This window comes from Umezawaea beigongshangensis, assembly GCF_016464305.1.
In the GTDB taxonomy this organism is placed as follows: domain Bacteria; phylum Actinomycetota; class Actinomycetes; order Mycobacteriales; family Pseudonocardiaceae; genus Umezawaea_A; species Umezawaea_A beigongshangensis.
Genome location: NZ_JAEIOJ010000016.1, coordinates 72247 through 95775, shown reverse-complemented (window position 1 = coordinate 95775; position 23529 = coordinate 72247). Strand labels below are relative to the sequence as shown.

Genomic DNA, 23529 nt, shown 5'->3' with positions numbered 1-23529 from the left:
ACCCTAGCGAAGCGTGTACCGTAGGTCGTACGGTACACCGTACGGAGTTAGGACGTGGCGTTGAACAGCAGCATCGAGCCCTTTCACGTCGGCTTCCCGCAGGCCGACCTGGACGACCTGGCGGACCGGCTGGCCCGCACCCGCTGGCCGGACGAGGTGCCCGGCCTCGGCTGGTCCCACGGTGCGCCGGTGAGCCGCGTGCGGCCGCTCGCCGAGCACTGGCGCACCACGTTCGACTGGCGGGCACAGGAGCGGGAGCTGAACGCGTTCCCGCAGTTCACCACCGAGATCGACGGGCAGAACGTGCACTTCCTGCACGTCCGCTCCCCCGAGCCGGACGCGCTGCCGGTGATCGTCACGCACGGCTGGCCGAGCTCCCCCCTGGAGTACCTCGACGTCATCGGGCCGCTGACCGACCCGCGCGCTCACGGCGGAGACCCGGCGACCGCGCTGCACCTGGTGGTCCCGTCGCTGCCCGGCTACGGCCTGTCCGGGCCCACCACCGAGACCGGGTGGGGGTCCACCCGCGTGGCGCGGGCGTGGATCGAGCTGATGACCTGGCTCGGCTACGACCGCTTCGGCGCGCAGGGCGGTGACTGGGGCTCGTGGATCAGCCGGGAGATCGGCGTGCTCGCACCGGACCGGGTCGTCGGCGTGCACACCAACGGCATGATCACCTTTCCGGTGGGTGCGCCGGGCGAGTTCGACGGTCTGTCCGACGCCGACCGCGAGCGGCTGGCGTTCGGCGAGCACTACCAGCGCGAGCTGTACGGGTTCAAGCTGATCCAGTCGAGCAGGCCCGCCGCGCTGGCGTACGCGCTGACCGACTCCCCCGCCGGTCTGCTCGGCTGGACCATGAGCGTCCTCAAGGAGTGGACGGACTGCGTGGACTCCCCCGAGGAGGCGATCGCCCGGGACCGCATCCTGGCGAACGTCACCCTGTGGTGGCTGACCGCGACGGCGGGCTCGGCGGCCCGCTCGTTCGTGGAGACGCCGGACAACCCCGACCAGGCCGACCTGGAGACCGAGGTGCGGCCCACGAGCGTGCCCACCGGGGTGGCGGTGTTCCCGCGCGACGTGCTGCGACCGGTCCGGCGCTTCGCCGAGCGGGACCACCGCGCGATCGTGCGGTGGACCGAGCACGACCGGGGCGGCACGTTCGCGGCGGCGGAGGAGCCGGACCTGTTCACCGCGGACGTGCGCGCGTTCTTCGCGCTGGTGCGCTGATCCCGAGCGCGGACCGCCGCCGTGCCACGGCACCGCGGCGGTCCGCGCGGAGCTGCGCCGCGGTGGTTCCGGGGTGCGGCCCCGCGCCGACCGGGGCGGACGCTCGACCTCCCACCCCAGCGCATCCGCCCAGAACCGGATCGGCGCGGTCGGATCGGTGCGGTCCACGGTGAGCGAGAAGCTCCTGGACACGCCGTCCGCCTCGGACCGGCGATGTCCGGCGACCGCACCGAGGGACACCCGCAGGTCGGGCGTCGACTAGGATTTCGCACCGAAGGTGCTGCTCACACCATCCGTCGCAGCACGGGTCACCGCGCACGGGAGAGCAGCACGTTGTCCGAGAACCACGAACGCCCCGCCGACCGGGGGCATCCCGAGCTGCGCGCCGACTGCGAACGGTGCTTCGCCCTGTGCTGCGTCGCACCGGCCTTCGCCGCGTCGACGGACTTCGCGATCGACAAGGGCGCGGGGCACGCCTGCCCCAACCTCCAGGACGACTTCCGCTGCGGCATCCACACCCGCCTGCGGCAGCGGGGCTTCGCCGGGTGCACCGTGTACGACTGCTTCGGCGCGGGTCAGCAGGTCTCGCAGATCACCTTCGGCGGCACGAGCTGGCGGCAGGCGCCGGACACCGCGAAGCAGATGTTCGAGGTCTTCCCGGTCGTGCGGCAGCTGCACGAGCTGCTCCACCACCTCACCGAGGCGCTGACGCTGCCGCCCGCCAGGGCGCTGCGCGCCGAGCTCGGCCGGGCGCGCGACGAGACCGAGCGGCTCGCCGGACTCGGCCCCGACGCCCTGCTGGAGCTGGACGTGGCGGCGCACCGGCAGGAGGTCAACGGCCTGCTGGTGCGCACGAGCGAACTCGTCCGCGCCGGTGCCGGTCGCCGCAGGAAGGAGCACCGCGGGGCCGACCTCATCGGCGCCAAGCTCCGGGGGGCCGACCTGCGGGGCGCCAACCTGCGGGGCGCGTACCTGATCGGCGCCGACCTGCGGCGTGCCGACCTGCGGACGGCCGACCTCATCGGCGCGGACCTGCGCAGCGCCGACCTGTCGGGCGCGGACCTGCGGGAGAGCCTCTTCCTGGTGCAGGCCCAGCTCGACGCGGCGCGGGGCGACGCCCAGACCGCTCTGCCGCCGTCGCTGACCCGCCCCGCGCACTGGTGACCTCTCGTCCCGCCGGCCCGGCGAGTCGACCGGGTCCCGGTCGGACGTCCGACGAGCGCGACCGAACGCGCACGCGCCGGCATGAGCGGGTTCGGACGGGGCACCCGATGCCCGTGCAGCCGTCCTCCACCGACCTCCCCGTCCTCCAGGACCTCGACGCGCTCGTCCTGCTGGTGGCGTCGGCCGGACCGGCCGAGGCCCTCTACGTGCGCTGGTCGCTCGGACCGCTCGCCGACGCGGGCAGCGTGAGCGGGGACAGCCTCACCGGAGTGCCGCTGACGGGGCTGTCGGCGAACTCCCTGGCCGTGGAGCCGTGGTGGGCCGACCGGTCTCCGCGCCTGTGGCTCGCGCGCAAGCTGCTCGACTACGGGCACCTGCGAGCGGTCGGAACCCACCCGTGGGTCCTGGACGGCGCGGAGTGCGGGCGCGGACCGGACAACGAGCCGCTGGTGGTGGTCCGCAGGGCGATCGCCGAGATCGGCGACGACGCGCTGCGCGAGGCGGAGGACCTCGTCGGGCGGCAGGCCGCACCCGACTGGGGCTCGCTGGACCGGGGCGCCCCGCCCGGCAGCCTCCGTCGCTGACCCCCGACGACGGTGCGACGCGCCGGCACCGGTTGACTGGTGCCGTGAACGAGGACACGACATCCGCACGAGCGAGCCGCCGCGCGCGGCCGCGCGGGGCGGGGCGCGGGCGGAACACGTGCTGACGACGGGCGCGCTGATCGCCGCGACGGTCGCCACCGGAGTGCTCGCCGGCGTCTTCCACGCCTTCAGCACCTCCGTGATGCCCGGCCTGGCCCGGACCGACGACCGGACGTTCGTGGTCGCGATGCAGCGGATGAACGTCGCGATCCTCAACGGCCGGTTCCTCCTCGGCTTCCTCGGCGCACCCCTGCTGACGGCGCTCGCCGCCGTGCTGCACGGGATCGCGGACGACTGGGCCGCGACCAGGTGGATCGCGGTGGCGCTCGTGCTGCTCGTCGTCGAGACGGGCATCACCGTCGCCGTGAACGTGCCGATGAACAACCGGCTGGACGCGGCGGAGGTGGCCGACGCGACGGCGGCGCGGGCGGCGTTCGAGTCCGGGTGGGTGCGCTGGAACACCGTGCGCACGGTGGTGTCGGTGTGCGCTCTGCTCTGCCTGGTGGTGGCGCTCGCGCGGTGATCGCGGCGGACCCGCGCAAGAACGTCCGTCCGCCGCACCGCTCGTCCCACCAGGTAGTTGCAGACGCTCTTTGTGCGCGTGAGCTGCTAAGATGGGCCGAGAATCCCGAGGAGAGGGTCCGATGGGTATCGCGGACGACGCCGTCGAGATCCGCGCCGAGGGCTGGCGGACGCTGGCCGCTCTGCACGGCCTGATCGACTCGGCGCTGGAGAAGGCCCTGCAGGCCGGACACGAGCTGTCCGTCGTGGAGTTCACCGTGCTCGACGCGCTGTCGCGCCAGGACGGGTGGCACATGCGGATGCAGCAGCTGGCTCGCGCCACCGCCCTGTCGAGCAGCGCCACCACCCGCCTGGTCAACCGCCTGGAGGACCGCGGGCTGCTCACGCGGATCATCTGCGCCGACGATCGGCGCGGCGTCTACACGGAGCTGACCCCGCTGGGCGAGCAACTGCTGCGCGCGGCCCACCCCACGCACGACGCGACCCTGGAGACGACGCTCGCCCACGCGGCGGAGCAGGCAGAACTGGCCCCGCTGGTGGAGGCGCTGCACCACCTGCCCGCGCGTCCGCGCTCCTCCTGAACCGCTCGGGGCCGTCGCGGAGCACGACGGCCCGAGGCCGGTCTCAGGCGCGCGCGGCCCGGACCGCGTCGACCAGCGACGTCGGAGGACGGCCGATGAGCGTGGCGAGGTCGTCGCTGTCGGTGTCGAGCGCGCCGCCCGCGGTGCTGACGTCCAGCGAGACGACGAACCCGGCGGTGTCCTCGTCGAGCCCGGCCGCCACCAGTTCCTGCGTGAGGTCCTCCGCGGTCAGGTCGCGGTGCACGACCTCCGTCCCGGTGACCTCGGTGATCACCCGGGCGAGGTCGGCGAGGGTGAACGGCGTGCCGCCCAGCTCGTAGACGGCGTTCTCGTGGCCCTCACCGGTGAGCACCGCCACGGCGGCCTCGGCGTAGTCCTGACGGGTCGCGGCGGCGATGCGCCCCGTCCCCGCGGCGCCGACGATCTCCCCGGTGGCCAGGTACTGCTCCAGGCGATCCGTGTAGTTCTCGGTGTACCAGCCGTTGCGCAGCAGGGTGAACGGGACGCCGGAGGCCCGCAGCACCTCCTCGGTCGCCGCGTGCTCGGGCGCCAGCGCCAGGTCGGTCTCCGTCGCACGGAGAACGCTCGTGTAGACGACGCGCCCCACCCCCTCGGCCTTCGCCGCCTCGACGACGGCGGTGTGCTGGGGAACGCGCTGTCCCACCTCGTTGCCGGACACCAGCAGCAGCACGTCCGCACCGCGCACGGCCGCGGACAGCGTCTCCGGGCTGGAGTAGTCGGCGGTCCTGACCCGGACACCCCGCTCGGCGAGATCGGCGACCTTGTCCGGTGTGCGGACGATCGCCACGACGTCGGCGGCCGCGACGCCCCTGGCGAGCAGTTCCTCGACGACGAGGCGACCGAGGTGACCGGAGGCTCCGGTGACGGCGCAGGTGCTCATGTCTCTCCCTTGACCACATCTGGCATGTACTAACTATTCCACAGTACACACCATTCATCGGGTGCTGCGGTATCGTGGGGGCATGTCCGAGACGTGCCAGATCACCCCGTCCGACGCGCTGGTCGCCGACGTGTTCGCCCGCGACTGCCCGTCGCGCGCCACGATGGAGGACGTGGCGAGCAAGTGGGGAACACTGGCGATGCTCGCACTCGGCGAGGGCGACCACCGCTTCAACGCGCTGCGCCGCCGCGTCGACGGCGTGAGCGAGAAGATGCTCGCCCAGACCCTGCAGACCCTGGAGCGCGACGGCATGGTGTCCCGCGAGGTCGTGACGGTCATCCCGGCGCACGTCGAGTACTCCCTCACCCCGCTCGGCGCACGCGTCTCGACGCAGCTGCGCGCCCTCGCCGACCTGTTCGAGGAGTCCGCAGCCGAGGTCACCGCCGCGCGCGCCGCCTACGACGCCCGTGAGCGCTGATCCTCCCGACCACGAGATGTGAACCAGGTCACAGCGCACCGCTTCGCGGAACAGGTGCGCGCGCCGCTCAGTTGGGCGAGACGCCACGGATGATCGCGACGGAGGAGACGACGTGAAGGCCATCATCTTCGAGGAGTTCGGCGGTCCCGACGTGCTGCACGAGGCCGAGGTCGACGTTCCGTCACCCGGTCCGGGGCAGGTCAGGGCCCGCGTGCGCACCGCGGGTGCGAACCCGTTCGACGTCAAGGTCCGCTCCGGGGCGATGCGGGAGGTGTTCCCCACGCCGCTGCCGTCGACGCCCGGCGCGGAGTTCGCCGGTGTGGTCGAGGAGCTGGGCGAGGGCGTCACCGAACTCGCGGTCGGAGACGAGGTCTTCGGGTGGAGCGACACCGGCGCCTACGCCGAACAGGTGCTCGCCACGCGCGTCGTGCGCAAGCCGGCCGAGCTGAGCTGGGAGGAGGCCGCGGCGCTGCCCGTCGCGGGTGAGACGTCGCAGCGGGCCCTGGACCTGCTCGCCGTCACCGCGGGGGACGTGCTGCTGGTGCACGGGGCCGCGGGCGGTGTGGGCACCATCGGCGTCCAGCTCGCCGTGGCCCGCGGCGCGACGGTGATCGGCACCGCGAGCGAGGCCAACCACGAGCACCTCCGCGCGCTCGGCGCCACCCCCCTGCTCTACGGCGACGGCCTCGTCGAGCGGGTGCGCGAGATCGCGCCGAACGGCGTCGACGCCGTCTACGACGTGGCGGGCCGGGGCGCGCTGCCCGACTCGATCGAACTGCGCGGCGGCACGTCCAGGATCGTCACCATCGCCGATCCCGCCGCCTCCGAGCTCGGCGTCCCGTTCTCCTCGGGCGGAGGCACGCCGGAGGAGAACGTCGCGCTGCTGACCGAACTGGCGGGGCTGGCCGCCTCCGGCCGGCTCACGATCGCCGTCGCCTCGACCGCGCCGCTGGCCGACGCGGCGAAGGTGCACGAGCAGGTCGAGTCCGGCCACGCCAGGGGCAAGGTCGTCCTGCTCGTCGGATGAGCCACCGGGTCACCGGGACGGTGGCTCGGTGACCCGCCCCACGACCGTTCCGGTGGCCGGACGGCTGATCGGTGCCGAGTCCGACCGCGACCCGCTCGACCACGCCCGGCGGCGCACGCCGGCGGCGCGGGTGCTCGCCGAGCGCCTGCCGCCGCCGGACGCCTCCGTCGACGTGGTCCACGCGCGGGCGCCTGCTTCTCGCCCGGCCGCGGGGCGAGCCGGCGCGAGGTGCCGCCCCCGGACCGGAGGCGGTGCTGCGCGTCGAGTTCCCCGGCGACGCGGTCGGCAACCGGTCGGCCGACCACCCCGGACGAGTGAACCGACCTGCGACCACGCGTTGTTCAGCGTCACCCGGTCGTGGAGACACCCACCCCGCCACACCTCACGGGGAACTGGCAAGATCGACCCCGTGTCGACCTCGATGCCTGGCAGTGAGCCGAACCTGTTCGCGACCACCATCCCGGAGGCAGCAGCTTCTCCGCACCCCGCACCCCACTTCCGCGACGCCGTCGCGCCCGCGGTCCCGGCGCCGCAGCGCAAGAAGCCCATCGCCAAGCGCATCGTCCGCCGCATCATCGGCCCGTCGCTGCTGCAGCGGAAGGAATAGCGCCCCGACCATCACCGGTCGGCACCCGATCGACACCCGATCGACCGTCACCGGCCAGCACCCGATCGACCGTCACCGGCCAGCACCCGATCGACCGTCACCGGCCAGCACCCGATCGACCGTCACCGGTCGGTCGGCACCGCCACCTCCCCGTCCTCCGCGATCAACCGGTCGAACACGTCGTCCGGCAGCCACACGCGGTGGGGGTACTCCCGCCCCCACGAGTTGAGGATCGGAACGGCGCCCAGCTGGTCGGCGACGGGGTTGTCGAGCACGGCGTGCACCTCGTCGACCGACCTCGCCCAGCGGTACGCGCTGATGCCCTGGGCGGTGTCGGCGCGGTACGCGGCGCGAGCGACGTGGTCGTCGCCGGTCAGCACGTCCTCCCACGGCACGTGACCTGCGGAGATCAGCACCTCGGCCGCGGCACGCACCGACGTGCCCTGGTCGTCACCGGGGTTGGTCTGCGGCCACTCGTCGCGCTCCTTGCTGCGGTCCCACAGCCAGCGGGCGGCGTAGCGGCCGCCGTTGAGCAGCGTCATGCACCGCGACCAGCCGAACCCCACGCACGCGCCCTCGGCTCCCTGGTCGTAGAACTCGTGCTCCGCCGCGGTGTCGGGCTCGCCTCCCGGCTCCAGGCACACGCAGTGCCCGCCCCTGATCCTCGTCAGCGACGCAGCGCCCGAGCGGGCGATGAACGTCTCCCCGCTGCGCTCGTCGACGATCCGCTCGTCCATCTCCGCGTACCAGTTCACGCCGATCACCACGGGCGTGCGCACCGGGCGTTCCGCCATCCGCAGCGCGGTCAGCGGGTAGTCGTCGACGTGCCGCCAGTCGTCGGGCACGTGGCGACCGAACCGGCGCTCGTCCGGCTCGGCGTCCATCGGTCGGTAGCGCACAGCGATCCTCGTCCGCTCCTGTGACGGCGGTCACCGTCCCGTGACTGGAGGAGGATCGACGAGCGGGTCAGATACGCCTGGTCCCGGTGCGGGAGCGTGCCCCGGCCTGGCGCTTGATCTCGTACCCGATCAGCCCGACGGCCGCGGACAGCAGCAGCACACCGAGCAGCCCCTGCCACACCGCGGTCTGCGTCACCGCGAGCACCACGTTCACCGCCGCGACCAACAGGTACACGGCTGCCAGCGCCACAACCGGTCGGTCGAACCGGCGCACCACCCTCGCGATCGCGTTCATGCGCGGGGGATGTCCGCGGCGCGACGCCGTCAACCCCGTCGTTGCCGTCTCGTGATGCGGTCACCGTCGTCCGGGCCGGACGTCCCACGTGTGGTCGCTCCCGGCGGCCCAGCCCGGAACACCCGAGGTGGCGAAGTCGCGCCAGGCTCGGAGCATCCGGCCGGAGAGCTCGCGGTCGCGCTGGTCCGGCGGACCGCCGATCAGGAAGTCCGCTCCCGGTGCGTCGAGGTTGCCGAACGCGAAGGGCACGTCGGCGCAGTGCCAGGCCCGGACCGCTCCGCCGCGCCGCCGGTCGAACCGCGCGGCGAACGCGCCGCCGTGCCAGCGGGCGAGCGCGTCGGCGTACCCGGCGTACCGGGTGTCGTGCAGTGCGAGGTAGGACTCCAGCACCGTGTCGCGCACCGGCACGTCGCGCCCCAGCACGGCGGCGTACTCGGCCACCTCCCGCTCGGTGACGGCGGGCAGCGAGCCGACCGCGTGGAAGAGCCGGCTCTCCTCGGTCGTGCTGCACAGCAGCAGCTCCACCTGCGGCACCGGGCTCTCCAGCACGGGCGCGGGCAGCACGTCGCCGTCGACGACGGGCGCGTGGAGCACCTGCTCGTGGTGCGGTCGTCCGGCGCGCGGATCGGCGCGGTAGCGGGCGACGAGCCGATCGGACGCGGCCACCAGCTCGGCGGGTGTGCCCGTGCCCAGTTCACCCGCGATCGAGCGGGCCTCGGCGACGGTGAAGAACGCCTCCACCGGACTGTGCGCGACGATCCGCCGGAACAGGCCGCGCCCGGCCGGCATCACCGCGAGGCACAGCACCGCCGAGGCTCCCGAGGACTGCCCGGCGGCCGTCACCCGCTCCGGATCACCGCCGAACGCGGCGACGTGGTCGCGCACCCATCCCAGCGCGGCGGCCAGATCCAGCAGTCCGCGGTTGTCCGGGCGCCCCGGCACGTGACCGAAGCCCTCGAAGCCGAGCCGGTGGTTGACCGTGACCACGACCAGACCGCTGCGGGCGAGGTGGGCCCCGTCGAAGTCGGGCTGCGCGGAGGAGCCGAAGGTGAACGCGCCGCCGTGCACCCAGAACAGCACCGGCAGCGGGTGGCCGGAACGCGGAGCCCACACGGTGAGCGTGAGGACGTCCTCGTCACCCGGCGACCAGGTCGGCGCACCGGGCAGGCGCGCCGACTGCGGGGAGATCGGCCCGAAGCGCACGTGGTCGCGCACACCCCGCCACGGCGCGGGCGGTACGGGAGGTTCGAAGCGCGACGAGCCGAAGGGCGGCGCGGCGTAGCGGACGCCCCGGAAGACCGTCACTCCCCCGGCCAGGGGTTCACCGCGCAGCACACCGGAGGCCGTGCGGACCTCGGTCATCGCACACCGCCCGAGCCCGGACGCGCCAGCGGCGGCGAGGCCGCCCGGACCCCGCCGTCGCCGCGCGGCCGGTTCCGCGCCCTCGTCCCCGGAGGCGGGACGGATGCGGACCTCCACGCGGTCACCGAGTTCGGCGAGGGGGCCCGGCAGGTCGCCAGGGCCCCGACCCCGGCGGACGACCTGGTGACGGTCCCCGCGAGCCACCTGCTGCCGTCCCCGCCCTCGGCCGCGATGCGCTTGCGCGCGAGGTTCGCACCGAGCCCCACTCCGGCGGCCACGGCCGCCCCGCTGATCGCGTTCACGTCTGCTCACCTCGGATGCGTCGCGAGACCCCGGTGTCCCCGGTGCGCCGCGACGACTCCTGTCGCCGTGCGACCGTGCGACCGCTGCCGGGTGGTCAGGCGAGCAGGTCGGCCAGTGCGGTGACCGGGTCGGGCGCGGGCGGGCCGACGGGCCACCACGTGCCGTCGCGGTCGCGGTAGGGGTACCAGCGCCCGTCGCGGCCCAGGCGCAGCTGCACGCCGTGGCCCGCCGCGGTCCACCGGTTGCCCCGCACGTCGAAGTCCGGCCCGTCGTCACCGTCCCACCCCGCGGCGAGCGCGGCACGGGCTCGGGCCAGTTCGGTCCTGGCCGGGGTCCACGACGTCTCCAGCACGTCCAGCGCCACCCTGCCGCCGAAGGTCCAGGCCCGCGCGGGCAGGTCCAGCTCCGGCAGACGCGCCAGCACCCGCGGGTGCAGCGCGGCCAGGCGCACGGTGTCCTGCCACGTCGTCGAGGCCGGTTCGCCGGTGAGCAGGTCGCGGGCGCGCAGCGCCGCGTGGGAGGCGAGGACCTCCAGCACCGCCGGGTCGACGCCCTCGGCCGGGGGCACCGCCGGTGTCGCGGCCGGCTCTGTCGGCGGTGGTGGCGGTGGTGGCGGATCGGGCAGGGCCGCTCGAGGCGCGGCGAACGCCTCCGCCGCGGGCACGGGCCGCGCGGCGGAGACGGGAGCGTCGCGGCCGTGCAGTTCGTCCAGCAGCTCGTCGCGGGTGCGGCCGCGCAGGAGCAGCAGCACGAACGGGTCCTCGTCGAGCAGCCACGCGACCTGGTAGGACAGCGCGGCGGCGTGCTTGCACGGCAGCTCCCAGCCGGGGCACGTGCAGTCGGGGTCGAGGTCGCCGATCTCGGGCAGCAGGCGCACGCCCGCGTCCGCGGCGGCGGAGACCAGGTCGTGGGGCACGTCGCCGTCCAGCAGCGCGGCGATGTGCCCGGCCCTGGTGGCGACCTGGTCGAGGAAGCGGTCCCACCCGGCGTCGGACAGCGGCGAGAGGGTCACCACCGTCCGGTAGGCGGTGTCGTCCTCGTAGTCGCGCACGGACGCGGCGAGACGACCGGGACTGACGGTGATGGCACCCACGTAGCCGGTGCGGGCGTACTTGCGTCCGTGCCGCAGCTGCTGGGCGTCCAGCGCGGCGTCCTCGACGGCTCTGATCCACTCCCGGCCCCACCAGGACCGGGCGAAGCCCCCCGAGCGCCGGGTGCCGGGACCGAACGCGGGGAACCCGCGTGCTCGCTCGCTCATCGCGCGCCCCTCAACCGGACCAGGTCGGCCAGTTCGGCGTCCGACAGCTCGGACAGCGCGCGCTCCCCGGAGGACAGGACGGCGTCGGCGAGGTGGCGCTTGGCGCGCAGCATCGCCGTGATGGAGTCCTCGACCGTGCCCTCGGCGACGAACTTGTGCACCTGCACCGGGCGGGTCTGGCCGATGCGGTACGCGCGGTCGGTGGCCTGCTCCTCCACCGCGGGGTTCCACCAGCGGTCGTAGTGCACGACGTGGTCCGCGCGGGTGAGGTTGAGCCCCGTGCCCGCCGCTTTGAGGGAGAGCAGGAAGATCGGCGCGGCCCCGTCCTGGAAGCGGCGAACCATCTCCTCGCGCCGCGGCACGGGTGTCCCGCCGTGCAGCAGCTGCACGGTGTGACCGCGACCGGTGAGGTGGCGCTCCAGCAGCCTGGCCATCGCCACGTACTGGGTGAACACCAGCACCGCGCCGTCCTCCGCGACGATCGTGTCCACCAGCTCGTCGAGCAGCTCCAGCTTGCCCGACCGGCCGTGCAGGCGGTCCGGGTCGCCGCGCAGGTACTGCTCGGGGTGGTTGCAGATCTGCTTGAGGGCGGTGAGCAGCTTCCACACCAGGCCGCGCCGCTGCGCGCCGGAGGCGGAGGCGATCTGCTCCATCGTCTCCCGCACGACGGCCTCGTAGAGGGCGGCCTGCTCGTGGGTGAGCGCGACGGGCCGCTCGGTCTCGGTCTTGGGCGGCAGTTCGGGGGCGATGCCGGGGTCGGACTTGCGGCGGCGCAGCAGGAACGGCGTCACCAGCCGGGCGAGCCGCGCGGCGGTCTCGCCGTCCTGGTCGGCCTCCACCGGCTTGGCCCACCGGGAGCGGAACGCGGGCAGCGTGCCGAGCAGGCCGGGCGTGGTCCAGTCGAGGATCGCCCACAGCTCGGACAGGTTGTTCTCCACCGGGGTGCCGCTCAGCGCGACGCGGGCGCGGCCGGGGATGCGCCGCAGGGCCTTCGCGGTGCTCGACGCGGGGTTCTTCACGTGCTGGGCCTCGTCGGCGACGAGCAGCGCCCACGGGTGCTCGGCCAGCCGGGCGGCGTCCAGACGCATGGTGCCGTAGGTGGTGAGCACGAACCCGCTGTCGGCGCCGTCGAGGGTGCGGCCGAGGCCGTGGAAGCGCCGGGTCGGCGTTCCGGGGGCGAAGCGGGCGATCTCGCGCTCCCAGTTGCCCAGCAGCGACGCCGGGCACACGACCAGCGTCGGGCCGGTGGTGGCGGGGTGCTCCTGGCGGTGCAGGTGCAGTGCGATCAGCGTGATCGTCTTGCCCAGGCCCATGTCGTCGGCCAGGCATCCGCCCAGGCCGAGGGAGGTGGTGCGCTCCAGCCAGCGCAGGCCGCGCAGCTGGTAGTCGCGCAGCTGGGCGGTGAGGGCGGCGGGCTGCGGCACCGGGTCGCCACCGGCGTCGGGGTCGGCGATCCGCTCGCGCAGCGCGTCGAGCCAGGCCGTCGGCGTGACGGGCACCTGCTCCCCGTCGACCTCGGCGGTGCCGGTGAGGGCGGCGGCGAGGGCGTCGACCGGGCTCAGGGGCGTGAGTTCGCGCTCCCTCGCCCTGCGGGCGAGGGAGGGGTCGACGAGCACCCACTGGTCCCGCAGCCGCACGACGGGTCGGTGCGCCTCGGCGAGCCGGTCCATCTCCGCGCCGGTCAGCGGCGCGTCGCCGAGGGCGAGCTGCCAGTCGAAGGACAGCGGCGCGTCCCCGCCGAGCAGACTCGGCAGGTCGGAGGGCGGGGCGTCTCCGCCGACGGTGGTGCGGGCGGTCAGGTCGCGGACGAGGTCGCGGGGCCAGTGCACCTCCACGCCACCGGCGGTGAGCCGGGGAGCGGCGGCCAGCAGGTCGCCGATCTCGTCGTCGCCGAGGACCAGCGCGTCGGGCACGGCCTGTTCCAGCAGCCGCCCGAGCACCGGCCACGCGCGCACGGCGCGGCGCAGCGCGAGGGTGGTGTCGAGACGGGAGCGGGGGCCGAAGCCGTGCGGGGCGCCGGTCCACAGCTCGCCCGCGTCCACGACGAGTGCGGGGTCGGCCAGGCTGTGCGCCTGCACGACGGCGCGGAAGGCGCCAGCGGCGAAGTCCCCGCCGGAGACCTCGACCCGCAGCGACACCCGCACGCCGGAGTCCAGTCCGGCGGAGACCTCGTCGGACCACGACCGCAGGTGCGGGACGCGCTGCGGTGTCGGCGAGGCGAAGACCGTCGAGCCGGTGGCTCGGACGGTGGCGGTGGAGCGGGGCAGGCCGTCGGCGACGGCGTCGAGGAACCCGCGCACCAGCACCTGCGCGTCGGGCAGCGCGAGGGGGTCGTGGCCGGGTTCGGGCACGGCTCGGGCCTGCGGCGGCATGGCGTCGGCCAGGTCGCGGACGCGGCGGGCGTCGTCGGCGTCGAGCGGTCCGGCACGCCAGGCGTCGAACCCGCCGTCGGACACGCCGGGCAGGACCCGGCCTCGGGCGACGAGCTGGAGCGCGACCAGGGCGGCCGCTCCCCAGAAGGCGGTGGCCGGGTGGGCCGCGTCGTCGTGCCGCGCCCTGGTGAGCACCGGCACGGCGTCGGTGACCGGCAGGCGCACGGCGTCCACGACGCGGGTGCTGAACCCGTCCGGCACGGCGACGGTCAGCTGGCCCGGTTCCCCCACCGCCTCGGGCGGGTCTCCGTGGAAGGCGATCCGTCCGGTGCGGGGCGGATCTGCGGGTTCGAACACCGCTTCGCAGCGGGCCAGCCGCCGCGCGTCCTGCTCGGAAACTCGTGCCACGACTTCCCCAGTCTCCCCGCGTCCCCGGTGCTCAAACTTGAATTCGAGCACGCGGAGTCTGGCCGAGGAGGGAGGGGGAACGCAAACGGCGGCCTGGTGGCGAGCGGTCCGCAGCCCCGCTCGCACCCGCGCCGGGTCGTGTTCCGGAGGTCCCGTTCGGTGGCGGTCGTGGTCGGCGTGGTTCCCGGTGGTGCTGAGCGGGGACGCCGGACACGGCCTTCTGACACGCGCCCCGGTCGTCGAGGTGACGCTGCGCGCAGACCCTCATCGCGTCGCGGGCCGTTGCCCGCGCAGGACCTCGGCGACGGCCGCGAGGCCGAGCCCGAGATCGCGCAGCAGCAGGATCGGGCGAGGTCGTGGGCGGACCACTCCACCGTCCGGTTCCCGTCCTCGATCTCGTCGACGGCACCGGGCCAGGAGTTGACGGTGCGTCACCGTCGAGCGCGCGACTCGGGGTCCTGCCAGCTGCCCGCGCGACCGGGCGAACCGGCCTCGCCCGCCATGGGGTGCGCGCCCGCCCGCAGCCGCTCGACGAGCCCGCGCGTCCACGCGATGCCGCTGTCGGCGTTGTGCTCCCACAGGCCGAACAGCTCCTGCACGTGTCCCGGCCTGCCGGGGACGCGGCGCTCGGCGAGCGCGGCGTCGCGGGCGGCCTCCAGCGCGGCCAGCCTGCCCTCCAGCAGCGTGATCGCCTCGTCGCGGGACAGCGCGGGGAGCAGCGCGAGTCCCGCGCCGAGCAGGTCGGGGCGGTGCTCGGGACGGGTGATCGCGTCGCCGAGCAGGCGGCGGAACTCCGCCTCGCCCCGCTCGGTCAGCACGTAGTCGGTCCGGCCCGGCTTCTGCCACTCCTCGGTGAGGAAGCCGGACTTCGTGAGCTGCTTGAGCGCGTGGTAGATCGAGCCCCACTTCACGTTGGCCCACTCCTCCGCACCCCAGGAGAGCAGGTCGTTGCCGATCAGGTACCCGTGGGCTCGGCCGTAGCCGCGCACCACCCCGAGGACGAGCAACCTGGTGGCCGACACGCCGTTCAGCCTAGAGCGACCCTCCCCGCCGCGAACGACGCGTCGCCGTTCCAGCTCACCGTCCGACCAGCCCTTCGGCCAGCACGTCGGCGAGGTAGGCGGCCAGGTCGGGCCGGTCGGGCTCCAGCACGTGACGCACCCACGCGCTGCGCTCGTGCTCCAGCGGCGGCAGCTCCCACACGCAGCCGACGAGGTCCTTGGTGATGGGGCTGAACGTGGTGAGGTCGCCGGTGCTGCCCAGGAACGGCTGGTCGCCCGACGCGGCGGTGCGGCAGTGCAGCACGTTGTCCCACACCCAGTTGTACGCGTTCAGGTAGGCGCCGGCCGCGCTCAGGTGCAACACGGCGATCGTCGCCGGTGGCGTCGGGTCGTCGAACGCCGGGTAGAGCTTCGGCAGGTGCTCGACGGCCGCCGCACGCAGGTCGGGGCCGACGCTCAGGCCGGGGGTCGACACCTCGTACCGCTTGACGTGCCGTCCCCCGACGACCACCGGGGGTTGCACTCGCAGGTCCTTCTCGTGGAACGCCATGCCGCCGACGCTAGAAGTGGATCACTGACACCTCCTGTCAGTGTCGGTCGGCAGACTGCGTGGCGTGCGCGCGAGCCGACTGGTGTCCCTGCTGCTGCTCCTGCAGACCAGGGGCCGGATGACCGCGGCCGAGCTGGCCGCGGAGCTGGAGGTGTCCGTCCGCACGATCTACCGGGACGCGGAGTCGCTGAGCGCGGCGGGCGTGCCGCTCTACGGCGACGCCGGGCCGGACGGCGGCTACCGGCTGGTCGAGGGCTACCGCACGCGGCTGACGGGCCTGACCGAGCGCGAGGCTGAGTCGCTGTTCCTGGCCGGGCTGCCCGGCCCGGCCGCCGAGCTGGGGCTGGGGCCGGTGGTGGCGGCCGCGCAGCTCAAGCTGCTGGCGGCGCTGCCGCCGCAGTTGCGCGACCGGGCCGGACGGGGGTCCGGCCGGTTCCACCTGGACGCGCCGGGCTGGTACCACGACACCGAGGACGTGCCGCACCTCGCGGCGGCGGCCGACGCGGTGTGGAACGAGCGCGTGCTGCGGGTGCGCTACCGGCGCTGGCGGGAACCCCGGGAGATCAGCCGCGACCTGCGGCCCTACGGCCTGGTGCTCAAGGGCGGCCGCTGGTACCTGGTGGCCGAGGGCGAGCAGCGCGTGTCGACCTACCGCGTGTCGCAGGTGCTGGAACTGGACGCCACCGGGGAGCGGTTCACCCGGCCGGCGGACTTCGACCTCGCCGCGCACTGGCGCACGGCGCTGGCGGAGTTCGAGGCGGGTCGCCGGCGCGGCGAGGCGGTGATCAGGTTGTCGCCGCGCGGTGTGCGGCGGCTGCCGGACAACGTCTCCCCCGCGGTGGCGCGCGCCGCGCTGCGCGATGCGGCCGACCCGGACGCCGGGGGCTGGGTGCGGGTGGTGATCCCGGTGGAGTCCACCGCGCACGCCACCGGCGAGCTGCTGCGCCTGGGAGCCGACGTGGAGGTGCTGGAGCCGGCCGAGCTGCGGGAGTCGATCGCGTGCGAGGTCGCGGCGCTGGCGCGCGTGTACTCCTGACCGCTCACTGCTCGGCGGGATCGGTGTCGTACCACCCGACCGGGAGCCGCTGGGTGGTGCGCACCGGGCCGGGCGGCGCGGCGCGGGCCTGCTCCGGCTCGCCGGTGGGCCGCTGCTCGGTCGCGGCGGGGACGGGCGGCACGACCGGGATGCGCTCGGTGGGCGCGTCCGGGTCCACCGTCTCCTGTCCCGGCCCGCCGACGGCCGGCACCGGGGTGGGTGGCAGCGGCTCGGGGTCCCCCGCCTCGCGCCGCTCGGCGTGGCGTCGCCCGGTGAGCTGGGCGAGGCCGCGCGGGCGGCACACCTCGACGACGAGCGCCTCGCGTTCCACGTGGCCGCACCTGCTGCACGCCGTGCGGGAGCCGCGATCGACCCCGTCCTCGTCCACGAGACGTTCGTCGTGGAGGGAGTGGAAGCGGCAGGCCGAACAGCGTTGCACCCGTTCCGGCTGCCCGGCACCGGTCGCGACACACCGGGCATCGCCCGGTGTGGTGACGTTCACCCACCCGCCGGGGTGAGCATCTCGTGCTATCGCGCGGACCGGGCACAGCACGGCGGCGATCCTCCGTGCTCACGGGAGGTGGCCGCGCGGCCCTCGTCCGCGTGAACCGTGTCCGACCGGGCCGTCGGAGCGATCTTGCTCAACCGATAGGGTGCGACATCGCGGGAGGTCGCGCAGGCGATCGCGCGCACGAGCAGATCCCAGTCCCTCACCTGTCCGAGATAGGTGGACACCCACCGTGACGACCACGCCAGATCGCGTGAGCGCGCCACCGCGCGCACCTCGCGGAGTCACCCGGCTGGCCGGGACCACCCCCGGCACCCTGACCCTGCTCGCCCTCATGATGATCGTCGTCAGCACCCTGGGCGGCGTGATCTCCGCGTGGAGCGTGCAGACCCGCGCCGACTCCCTGGAGGAGCTCGCCACGCGCAGCGAACCGCTGGCGTTCGCCGCGCAGGAGGTCTACCGAGCGCTGTCCGACGCGGACGCCTCCGCCGCGAGCGCCTTCCTCGGCGGCGGCGTCGAGCCCGCCGAGCTGCGCAGCCGCTACCAGACCGACATCGCCCAGGCCCAGAGCGCGCTGGCGATCGTCACCGACGGCGGCGCGCAGGCGCCGGAGCTCGCCGAGGCCCTGCACACGCTGTCCGTGCAGCTGCCCGTCTACACCGGCCTGGTCGAGACGGCGCGCACCAACAACCGGCAGGGCGCGCCGGTGGGCGCCGCCTACCTGCGCGAGGCGTCGGAGCTGATGCGCGCGCAACTGCTGCCCGCGGCCGAGCGGATCTACCGCGCGGAGAACGCGAACGTGGTGCGCGACCAGGACGCCTCGGACGGCCTGCCCGTGCTGGAGGTGCTGTTCGGGCTGCTGACACTGGCCTGCATCGTCGTCGCGGGCCGCTTCCTCAGCCGCCGCACCAACCGCACGTTCAACCTCGGTCTGGCCGTCGCGGGCGGCGCCGCCGGACTGTCGCTGCTGTGGATCGTCGTCGCCAGCACCGTGGTGGTCCTCGGCGTGGCCGACAGCCGCACCGACGGCTCGGCCCAGGTGGACGTGCTGGTCGACGCGCGCGTGGCCACGCTCAACGCGCGCGGTGACGAGACGCTGACGCTGGTGGCGCGCGGCAGCGGCCAGTCGTTCGAGCAGCACTACGACGAGGTGACCACCGAACTGGGCGGCGAGAGCGGCTCGGACGGCCTCCTGGGCCGGGCCGCCGCCGCGGCGACCTCGCAGTCCGTGCGCGACGCGGTGAACTCGGCGGTGGAGAACAACCGCGCGTGGCGCGAGGCGCACGAGAAGATCCGGCAGGCCGACGACGCCGGTGACTACACCGGGGCCGTGACGCTGACCCTGAGCGGGGAGCCGGGCAACGCCGCCGCGGCGTTCGACCAGCTCGACGCCGACCTCGTGCGAGCGATCTCCGAGGCCCGCGCGGCGTTCGCGCAGGAGGTGGCCGGGGCCCGCGGGGCGCTCACCGGTCTGGCGCCCGGCTCGCTGCTGCTGGCGCTGCTCGGCGCGGCGGCCGCGGGCTGGGGCATGTGGCAGCGACTCAAGGAGTACCGATGAGGAGCCGGGTCCTGGGCGCGGGGGTGTCGGCGTTCGCGCTGCTCGCCGCCGCCTGCTCCCCCGCGCCGAACACCTCGGCCGTCCCGGTGGGCTCGGTGGGCGCTCCGATGCCCGCCGAGGCCTCGGAGCTGACGTCGGCGCCGAGTTCCAGCGCCAGCAGCGCGCCGTCGTGCGACCCCACGGCCAGCCTGCGGCCGGGTGGACTCCCGGCGGCCGGGCAGATGCCGGCGGGGTCGACCATGGCGGAGATCCAGGCGCGGGGCCGGTTGATCGCCGGGGTCGACCAGAACACCTACCTGATGGGGTTCCGCAACCCGTTCTCCGGGGAGATCGAGGGCTTCGACGTCGCGATGGCCCGCGAGATCGCCGAGGCGATCTTCGGCGACCCGAACAAGATCCAGTACAAGGTGCTCACCTCCGAGGACCGCGTCGCGGCGCTGGAGCGCGGCGACGTCGACCTCGTCGTGCGCACGATGACCGTCACCTGCGAACGGCTGGAGAAGATCAACTTCTCGTCGGTGTACTACGAGGCGGGGCAGCGCGTGCTGGTCAACCGCACCTCCGGCATCTCGGGCGTGGACGGTCTGGGCGGGAAGAAGGTGTGCGCCACGAAGGGGTCGACGTCGCTGGCCGCGGTGGCGAACCACCCGGTGAAGCCGGTGGCGGTGTCGGTGCCGGACTGGACGGACTGCCTGGTCATGCTCCAGCAGGGACAGGTCGACGCCATCTCCACCGACGACACGATCCTCGCGGGTCTCGCCGCGCAGGACCCGTACACCGAGGTCGTCGGGGCCCGGTTCACCACGGAGCCCTACGGGGTGGGCATCCCCAAGGGGAACGAGGACTTCGTCCGGTTCGTCAACGCCGTGCTGAACCGGATGCGCGGGGACGGGTCGTGGGCGAGCGCGTACCAGGACTGGTTGAACACGCTCGGGCCGGCGCCCGCGCCACCCGCGCCGCGCTACCGGGACTGACGGGGTGGGACAGCACGCGCAGACAGGAGAGGCCGCGATGACGAAGTGCCCGCGTCCGGGCTGCGGCGGCAGCATCGCCGGGGACGGCGTCTGCCAGGACTGCGGCCTGCGCCCCAGCGCCCCGCAGCAGGGGTGGGTGCCGCGCGGCCCGCAGCCCCGCTCTCCCGAACCTCCGGCCGCGCCGGAACCCGGCGGCGCCGCGCGACCGCACACGTCCGCGTGGTCGGTGCCCGTCGCGGCCCACCAGGACCCCGTCTGGCCCGCACCCCAGCAGCAGCAGCGCCCCCCGGTGCAGCAGAACCCCGGTCCCCGGAGTCCGGTGCAACAGAGTCCGACCCAGCAGAGTCCGGCGCAGCAGACTCCGGCGCAGCAGACTCCGGCGCAGCAGACTCCGGTCCAGCAGGGCTCGCCCCACCAGAGTTCCGCTCCACAGGCCCCGGCGCAGCAGGGTCCGGCGCAGCACAGTCCGACGCAGCAGGGTCCGGTCCAGCAGACTCCACCGCTGCAGGCTCCGCAGTACGGCCCTCCCCCGCGTCCCGGCCGTCCGCAGCCGCCGGCGCCGCTGCCCCACGACTCGGCCAGCCAGGGTGCCGGGGGTGCGCAGCGGGGGTGGTCGGCTCCGCAGGTCCCCGGTCCCGGCCCGGACACCGTGGCCACCCCTCCGCCAGCGCTGGCCCACTCGACCCCGTCGACGCCGCACTCCGCGTCCACGCCGAGCCAGGCGGGGTCGTGGTCGGGATCGGGGCGCTCGCGCCGGTCGTCGACGAGGACGTCCTCGCGCGGACGGCTGGGCGCGGGCCTGGTCGACGTGCCCAGGGTTCCCTACCGCGATCCGAAGACCGCGGTCCTGGACAACCCCGAGGTGCCGGAGAGCCGCCGCTACTGCAGCAGGTGCCACCGCGAGGTGGGACGTGCCCGCGCCGGCCGTCCGGGACGGCTGGAGGGCTTCTGCCGCGCCTGCGGACACCCCTTCTCGTTCACGCCGAAGCTCGCGCCGGGCGAGGTGCTGCGCGGCCAGTACGAGGTGCTGGGTTGTCTGGCGCACGGCGGTCTGGGCTGGGTCTACCTGGCCTCGGACCGCGCCGTGAGCGACCGGTGGGTGGTGCTCAAGGGCCTGCTCGACTCCGGGGACGCCGACGCGATGCGCGCGGCGCTGGCGGAGCGGCGGTTCCTCGCCGAGGTCGAGCACCCCAACATCGTCAAGATCCACAACTTCGTGCAGCACGAGGACCGCAAGACCGGTGAGCTGACGGACTACATCGTCATGGAGTACGTCGGCGGCCGCTCGCTCAAGGAGCTGCTGAAGGAGCGTCGCAGCGGCGGTGTGGGCACCGAGTCGCTGCCGCTGGCGCAGGCCATCGCCTACGTGCTGGAGGTGCTGCCCGCCCTGGGCTACCTGCACGGAGTGGGGCTGCTGTACTGCGACTTCAAGCCCGACAACGTCATCCAGACCGAGGAGCAGCTCAAGCTGATCGACCTCGGCGCGGTGCGGCACGTCGACGACCGGCACAGCGCGATCTTCGGCACCGGCGGCTACCAGGCGCCGGAGGTGCGGCACATCGGCGCGTCGGTGGCCTCCGACCTCTACACGGTCGGCCGGACGCTGGCGGTGATGAGCTTCCCGTTCGACTTCCGGCACACCTACCGCGACCGGCTGCCCGGCCCGGAGGAGCAGCCGCTGCTGCTGCGCTTCAACTCCTACCACCGCTTCCTCAAGCGCGCCACGCACGCCGATCCGGACCAGCGGTTCTCCTCGGCGGAGGAGATGGCCGAGCAGCTGACCGGGGTGCTGCGGGAGGTGCTGGCGGCGTCCGACGGCGTGCCGCGGCCGGGCCTGTCCAAGCAGTTCACGCCGGAGCGCCGCACCTTCGGCGTGGAGGGGTCGCGCTCGCGGGTGGCGATGACGTTCCGATCGGTGGCCGAGGCCCTGCCGGTGCCGCAGGTCGACACCGAGGACCCGGCGGCGGGGTTCCTCGCCACGGCGGCCTCGGCGCGGCCGCAGGAGGTGGTCTCCGCGCTGCGGGCCGCCCCGCAGTCGACGGTGGAGGTGCGGTTCCGGCTGGCCCACGCGCTGATCGAGCTGGGCGAGACCGAGGCCGCGCTGCGGGAGCTGCACCGGATGACGGCGACGGCCATGTTCGCCGACAGCGGGCCGCCGCTGGTGGAGCCGGACGACTGGCGCCCGCACTGGTACTGGGGACTCACCCAGCTCGCCGCGGGCCGACCGGCCGACGCGGGGCGGGCGTTCGACGTGGTGTGCGACGCGGTGCCCGGTGAGGCCGCGCCGAAGCTGGCCCTGGCGGTGTGCGCGGAGGCCACGCACGACGACATCGCCGCCGCGGACCGCTACGAGCTGGTGTGGCGCACCGACCACGCCTACGTCAGCGCGGCGTTCGGGCTGGCCAGGGTGCTGATGCAGCAGGGCGCGCGGGCGCGGGCGGTCGCGGTGCTGGACTCGGTGCCGGAGACCTCCAGCCACCACGTGGCCGCGCAGACCGCCGCGGTGCGGGCGCAGTCGGCGGCGATGCCGAAGACACCGCTGACCGAGCGGGACCTCCTGGCCGCCGGTGCCAGACTGGAGCGGCTGGACGTGGACGTGGAGCTGCGCGCGCGGCTGACCACCGAGGTGCTGCTCTCGGCGCTGGAGTGGGTGCTCGCCGGTGGCCGCAGCTCGGAGGGGCTGCTCGGCGGCGGGTTCGAGGAGCGCGAGCTGCGGCTGGGCGTGGAGAAGGCGTACCGGGTGCTGGCCAGGTTGGCCGACACCCCGGAGGAGAGGATCGCGCTGGTGGACCGCGCGAACGCGATTCGACCGAGGACAGTGGTGTGAGCGAGAGCAGTTGTGCGCGGTGCGGCGCCGAGGTGGCGGCCGAGGACAGGTTCTGCGAGGAGTGCGGGCGCGACCTGCGGGTGGAGCGGACGCCGGTGGGCGGTCCGGAGGACCGCAACCGGGTGGTGGTGACGCTGCCCGGCGTGGGCGGGATCAGCGACCGCGGCCGGGTGCGGCAGCGCAACGAGGACTCGATGGCGTTCGGCGTCACGGCGGACCGGGGGCTGGCGGCCGTGGTCTGCGACGGCGTGGCGTCCTCCGACCGGTCGGAGCGGGCGTCGCAGGCGGCGGCGGACACGGCGGCGGCCGTGCTGTTCGACGCGCTGGTCGAGCAGAGCGATCCGGCGCGGGCCACCACCGACGCGGTGGCCGCCGCCTACAACGCGGTGTCGCGGCTGTCGCACCCGGACACCGAGCAGTCGGCGCCGTCGTGCACGTTCGTCTCGGCCGTGGTGCGCGAGGCGCGGGCGACGATCGGGTGGCTGGGCGACAGCAGGGCGTACTGGGTCGCGGGGGCGCGGTCGCGGCGGTTGACCGAGGACGACACGTGGGCGGCGCAGCTGGTCGCCGACGGTGTGCTGACCGAGGAGCAGGCCAAGACCGACAGTCGCGGGCACGTGCTGTCGCGGTGGGTGGGTGCGGACGCCGGGCTGCTGGTGCCGCAGGTCGTGGTGCACGACGCGGACGAGCCGGGTGTGCTGCTGCTGTGCAGCGACGGGCTGTGGAACTACCTGCCCGAGCCGGAGCACGTGGCGGCGGTGGTGCCGGCGGGCGCGTCGCCGCAGGACGTGGTGGAGCGGCTGGTGGCGGTGGCGCTGGAGTGGGGCGGCCACGACAACGTGACGGTGGTGGCGATCCCGATGTCACCGGCCTGATCCGCCGGCGCGGCGGGCCTCGGTGAGGTCCACCGCACCGGCGGATCAGAAGTCGCGGGGGCTCTCGCTCTCCGCGTCGCACCGGTCGGTGACCGGCTCCGCCGTCGGCGACGTCGCTGCCGGGTCCGGCCACGAGCTGGTCGTGGTGTTCT

23 protein-coding genes are annotated in these 23529 nt (G+C 74.5%); 13 read left to right on the top strand and 10 right to left on the bottom strand.

Translation table 11 applies throughout. The annotated features are described in order from the left end of the window. The first annotated feature begins 54 nt into the window (after positions 1 to 54). The 5 genes from IMZ35_RS27595 (at position 55) to IMZ35_RS27575 (ending at position 4138) form a co-directional block, all read left to right on the top strand. Complete coding sequence (locus IMZ35_RS27595; RefSeq protein ID WP_199444123.1) at positions 55 to 1227, top strand: epoxide hydrolase family protein; 1173 nt, start codon at positions 55 to 57, stop codon at positions 1225 to 1227. A 333-nt stretch (positions 1228 to 1560) separates the two neighbouring features. Next, the gene (locus IMZ35_RS27590) at positions 1561 to 2391 is read left to right on the top strand and encodes a pentapeptide repeat-containing protein (protein ID WP_229373468.1); all 831 of its coding nucleotides are present in this window, start codon (positions 1561 to 1563) and stop codon (positions 2389 to 2391) included. 107 nt (positions 2392 to 2498) lie between these two features. Next, complete coding sequence (locus IMZ35_RS27585) at positions 2499 to 2975, top strand: DUF6098 family protein (RefSeq protein WP_199444121.1); 477 nt, start codon at positions 2499 to 2501, stop codon at positions 2973 to 2975. Positions 2976 to 3093: 118 nt separating this feature from the next. Further along, complete coding sequence (locus IMZ35_RS27580; RefSeq protein ID WP_307868889.1) at positions 3094 to 3558, top strand: anthrone oxygenase family protein; 465 nt, start codon at positions 3094 to 3096, stop codon at positions 3556 to 3558. A gap of 121 nt (positions 3559 to 3679) precedes the next feature. Then, entirely contained in the window at positions 3680 to 4138 is a 459-nt protein-coding gene (locus IMZ35_RS27575) for a MarR family winged helix-turn-helix transcriptional regulator (RefSeq protein WP_199444120.1), read from the top strand. Positions 4139 to 4181: 43 nt separating this feature from the next. Here the strand turns inward: IMZ35_RS27575 and IMZ35_RS27570 are convergent, their stop codons facing one another. After that, a complete protein-coding gene (locus IMZ35_RS27570) occupies positions 4182 to 5039 on the bottom strand; it encodes an SDR family oxidoreductase (protein ID WP_199444119.1) in 858 nt (285 codons plus the stop codon). A gap of 82 nt (positions 5040 to 5121) precedes the next feature. Between IMZ35_RS27570 and IMZ35_RS27565 the strand changes: the two genes are divergently transcribed. The 3 genes from IMZ35_RS27565 to IMZ35_RS27555 all read left to right on the top strand — a co-directional run bounded on the left by IMZ35_RS27565 (position 5122) and on the right by IMZ35_RS27555 (position 7151). Further along, on the top strand, positions 5122 to 5517 hold the full coding sequence (locus IMZ35_RS27565) for a winged helix-turn-helix transcriptional regulator (RefSeq protein ID WP_199444118.1): 396 nt from the start codon (positions 5122 to 5124) through the stop codon (positions 5515 to 5517). Between the two features lie 112 nt (positions 5518 to 5629). Continuing rightward, the gene (locus tag IMZ35_RS27560) at positions 5630 to 6544 is read left to right on the top strand and encodes an NADP-dependent oxidoreductase (protein ID WP_199444117.1); all 915 of its coding nucleotides are present in this window, start codon (positions 5630 to 5632) and stop codon (positions 6542 to 6544) included. A gap of 421 nt (positions 6545 to 6965) precedes the next feature. Then, positions 6966 to 7151 carry a hypothetical protein gene (locus tag IMZ35_RS27555; protein ID WP_199444116.1) on the top strand — a complete coding sequence of 62 codons (186 nt, stop codon included), beginning with the start codon at positions 6966 to 6968 and terminating at the stop codon, positions 7149 to 7151. Between the two features lie 122 nt (positions 7152 to 7273). Here IMZ35_RS27555 and IMZ35_RS27550 read toward each other — a convergent pair whose 3' ends face one another. From IMZ35_RS27550 to IMZ35_RS27515, 8 genes are all read right to left on the bottom strand, one after another. Further along, on the bottom strand, positions 7274 to 8050 hold the full coding sequence (locus IMZ35_RS27550) for a hypothetical protein (RefSeq protein ID WP_199444115.1): 777 nt from the start codon (positions 8048 to 8050) through the stop codon (positions 7274 to 7276). A gap of 67 nt (positions 8051 to 8117) precedes the next feature. Then, positions 8118 to 8345, bottom strand: a complete 228-nt coding sequence (locus tag IMZ35_RS27545) for a hypothetical protein (RefSeq protein ID WP_199444114.1) — start codon at positions 8343 to 8345, stop codon at positions 8118 to 8120. Between the two features lie 60 nt (positions 8346 to 8405). Beyond that, complete coding sequence (locus tag IMZ35_RS27540; protein WP_199444113.1) at positions 8406 to 9707, bottom strand: carboxylesterase/lipase family protein; 1302 nt, start codon at positions 9705 to 9707, stop codon at positions 8406 to 8408. Then, entirely contained in the window at positions 9704 to 10009 is a 306-nt protein-coding gene (locus IMZ35_RS27535; RefSeq protein ID WP_199444112.1) for a hypothetical protein, read from the bottom strand. The genes IMZ35_RS27540 and IMZ35_RS27535 overlap by 4 nt, the downstream gene beginning before the upstream one ends. 95 nt (positions 10010 to 10104) lie before the next feature. Continuing rightward, positions 10105 to 11268, bottom strand: coding sequence for an SWIM zinc finger family protein (locus tag IMZ35_RS27530; protein ID WP_199444111.1), 1164 nt, complete (start codon positions 11266 to 11268; stop codon positions 10105 to 10107). Then, a complete protein-coding gene (locus tag IMZ35_RS27525) occupies positions 11265 to 14048 on the bottom strand; it encodes an SCO1167/SCO6262 family helicase (protein WP_438816905.1) in 2784 nt (927 codons plus the stop codon). Before IMZ35_RS27525 ends, IMZ35_RS27530 begins: the two co-directional genes overlap by 4 nt. A 431-nt stretch (positions 14049 to 14479) precedes the next feature. After that, positions 14480 to 15070: a PadR family transcriptional regulator gene (locus IMZ35_RS27520; protein WP_199444110.1), complete on the bottom strand. Its 591-nt coding sequence runs from the start codon at positions 15068 to 15070 to the stop codon at positions 14480 to 14482. A 55-nt stretch (positions 15071 to 15125) separates the two neighbouring features. Next, the gene (locus IMZ35_RS27515) at positions 15126 to 15599 is read right to left on the bottom strand and encodes a hypothetical protein (RefSeq protein ID WP_199444109.1); all 474 of its coding nucleotides are present in this window, start codon (positions 15597 to 15599) and stop codon (positions 15126 to 15128) included. Positions 15600 to 15663: 64 nt separating this feature from the next. Here IMZ35_RS27515 and IMZ35_RS27510 point away from each other — a divergent pair, with 64 nt between their 5' ends. Then, positions 15664 to 16635: a helix-turn-helix transcriptional regulator gene (locus IMZ35_RS27510; protein WP_199444108.1), complete on the top strand. Its 972-nt coding sequence runs from the start codon at positions 15664 to 15666 to the stop codon at positions 16633 to 16635. A 4-nt stretch (positions 16636 to 16639) separates the two neighbouring features. Here the strand turns inward: IMZ35_RS27510 and IMZ35_RS27505 are convergent, their stop codons facing one another. Continuing rightward, positions 16640 to 16966, bottom strand: coding sequence for a hypothetical protein (locus IMZ35_RS27505; RefSeq protein WP_199444107.1), 327 nt, complete (start codon positions 16964 to 16966; stop codon positions 16640 to 16642). A 430-nt stretch (positions 16967 to 17396) separates the two neighbouring features. Here IMZ35_RS27505 and IMZ35_RS27500 point away from each other — a divergent pair, with 430 nt between their 5' ends. From IMZ35_RS27500 to IMZ35_RS27485, 4 genes are read left to right on the top strand one after another with little or no spacing between them, the layout of a single operon-like run. Continuing rightward, a complete protein-coding gene (locus tag IMZ35_RS27500; RefSeq protein WP_199444106.1) occupies positions 17397 to 18701 on the top strand; it encodes a GlnX family signal transduction membrane protein in 1305 nt (434 codons plus the stop codon). Then, positions 18698 to 19675, top strand: coding sequence for a glutamate ABC transporter substrate-binding protein (locus IMZ35_RS27495; protein ID WP_199444105.1), 978 nt, complete (start codon positions 18698 to 18700; stop codon positions 19673 to 19675). The genes IMZ35_RS27500 and IMZ35_RS27495 overlap by 4 nt, the downstream gene beginning before the upstream one ends. Before the next feature lie 37 nt (positions 19676 to 19712). After that, positions 19713 to 22502 (top strand): serine/threonine-protein kinase, encoded by a 2790-nt coding sequence (locus IMZ35_RS27490; RefSeq protein ID WP_199444104.1) that lies wholly within the window; start codon positions 19713 to 19715, stop codon positions 22500 to 22502. Further along, positions 22499 to 23377: a protein phosphatase 2C domain-containing protein gene (locus tag IMZ35_RS27485; protein WP_199444103.1), complete on the top strand. Its 879-nt coding sequence runs from the start codon at positions 22499 to 22501 to the stop codon at positions 23375 to 23377. The genes IMZ35_RS27490 and IMZ35_RS27485 overlap by 4 nt, the downstream gene beginning before the upstream one ends. Positions 23378 to 23529: the final 152 nt, after the last annotated feature.

What these genes read in the sequence shown, in the direction of transcription:
- IMZ35_RS27585 (WP_199444121.1), top strand. Translation starts at nt 2,499, where the DNA reads ATGCCCGTGCAGCCGTCCTCCACCGACCTCCCCGTCCTCCAGGACCTC.
- IMZ35_RS27575 (WP_199444120.1), top strand. Translation starts at nt 3,680, where the DNA reads ATGGGTATCGCGGACGACGCCGTCGAGATCCGCGCCGAGGGCTGGCGG.
- IMZ35_RS27570 (WP_199444119.1), bottom strand. Translation starts at nt 5,039, where the DNA reads ATGAGCACCTGCGCCGTCACCGGAGCCTCCGGTCACCTCGGTCGCCTC.
- IMZ35_RS27565 (WP_199444118.1), top strand. Translation starts at nt 5,122, where the DNA reads ATGTCCGAGACGTGCCAGATCACCCCGTCCGACGCGCTGGTCGCCGAC.
- IMZ35_RS27555 (WP_199444116.1), top strand. Translation starts at nt 6,966, where the DNA reads ATGCCTGGCAGTGAGCCGAACCTGTTCGCGACCACCATCCCGGAGGCA.
- IMZ35_RS27545 (WP_199444114.1), bottom strand. Translation starts at nt 8,345, where the DNA reads ATGAACGCGATCGCGAGGGTGGTGCGCCGGTTCGACCGACCGGTTGTG.
- IMZ35_RS27540 (WP_199444113.1), bottom strand. Translation starts at nt 9,707, where the DNA reads ATGACCGAGGTCCGCACGGCCTCCGGTGTGCTGCGCGGTGAACCCCTG.
- IMZ35_RS27530 (WP_199444111.1), bottom strand. Translation starts at nt 11,268, where the DNA reads ATGAGCGAGCGAGCACGCGGGTTCCCCGCGTTCGGTCCCGGCACCCGG.
- IMZ35_RS27515 (WP_199444109.1), bottom strand. Translation starts at nt 15,599, where the DNA reads ATGGCGTTCCACGAGAAGGACCTGCGAGTGCAACCCCCGGTGGTCGTC.
- IMZ35_RS27495 (WP_199444105.1), top strand. Translation starts at nt 18,698, where the DNA reads ATGAGGAGCCGGGTCCTGGGCGCGGGGGTGTCGGCGTTCGCGCTGCTC.
- IMZ35_RS27490 (WP_199444104.1), top strand. Translation starts at nt 19,713, where the DNA reads ATGACGAAGTGCCCGCGTCCGGGCTGCGGCGGCAGCATCGCCGGGGAC.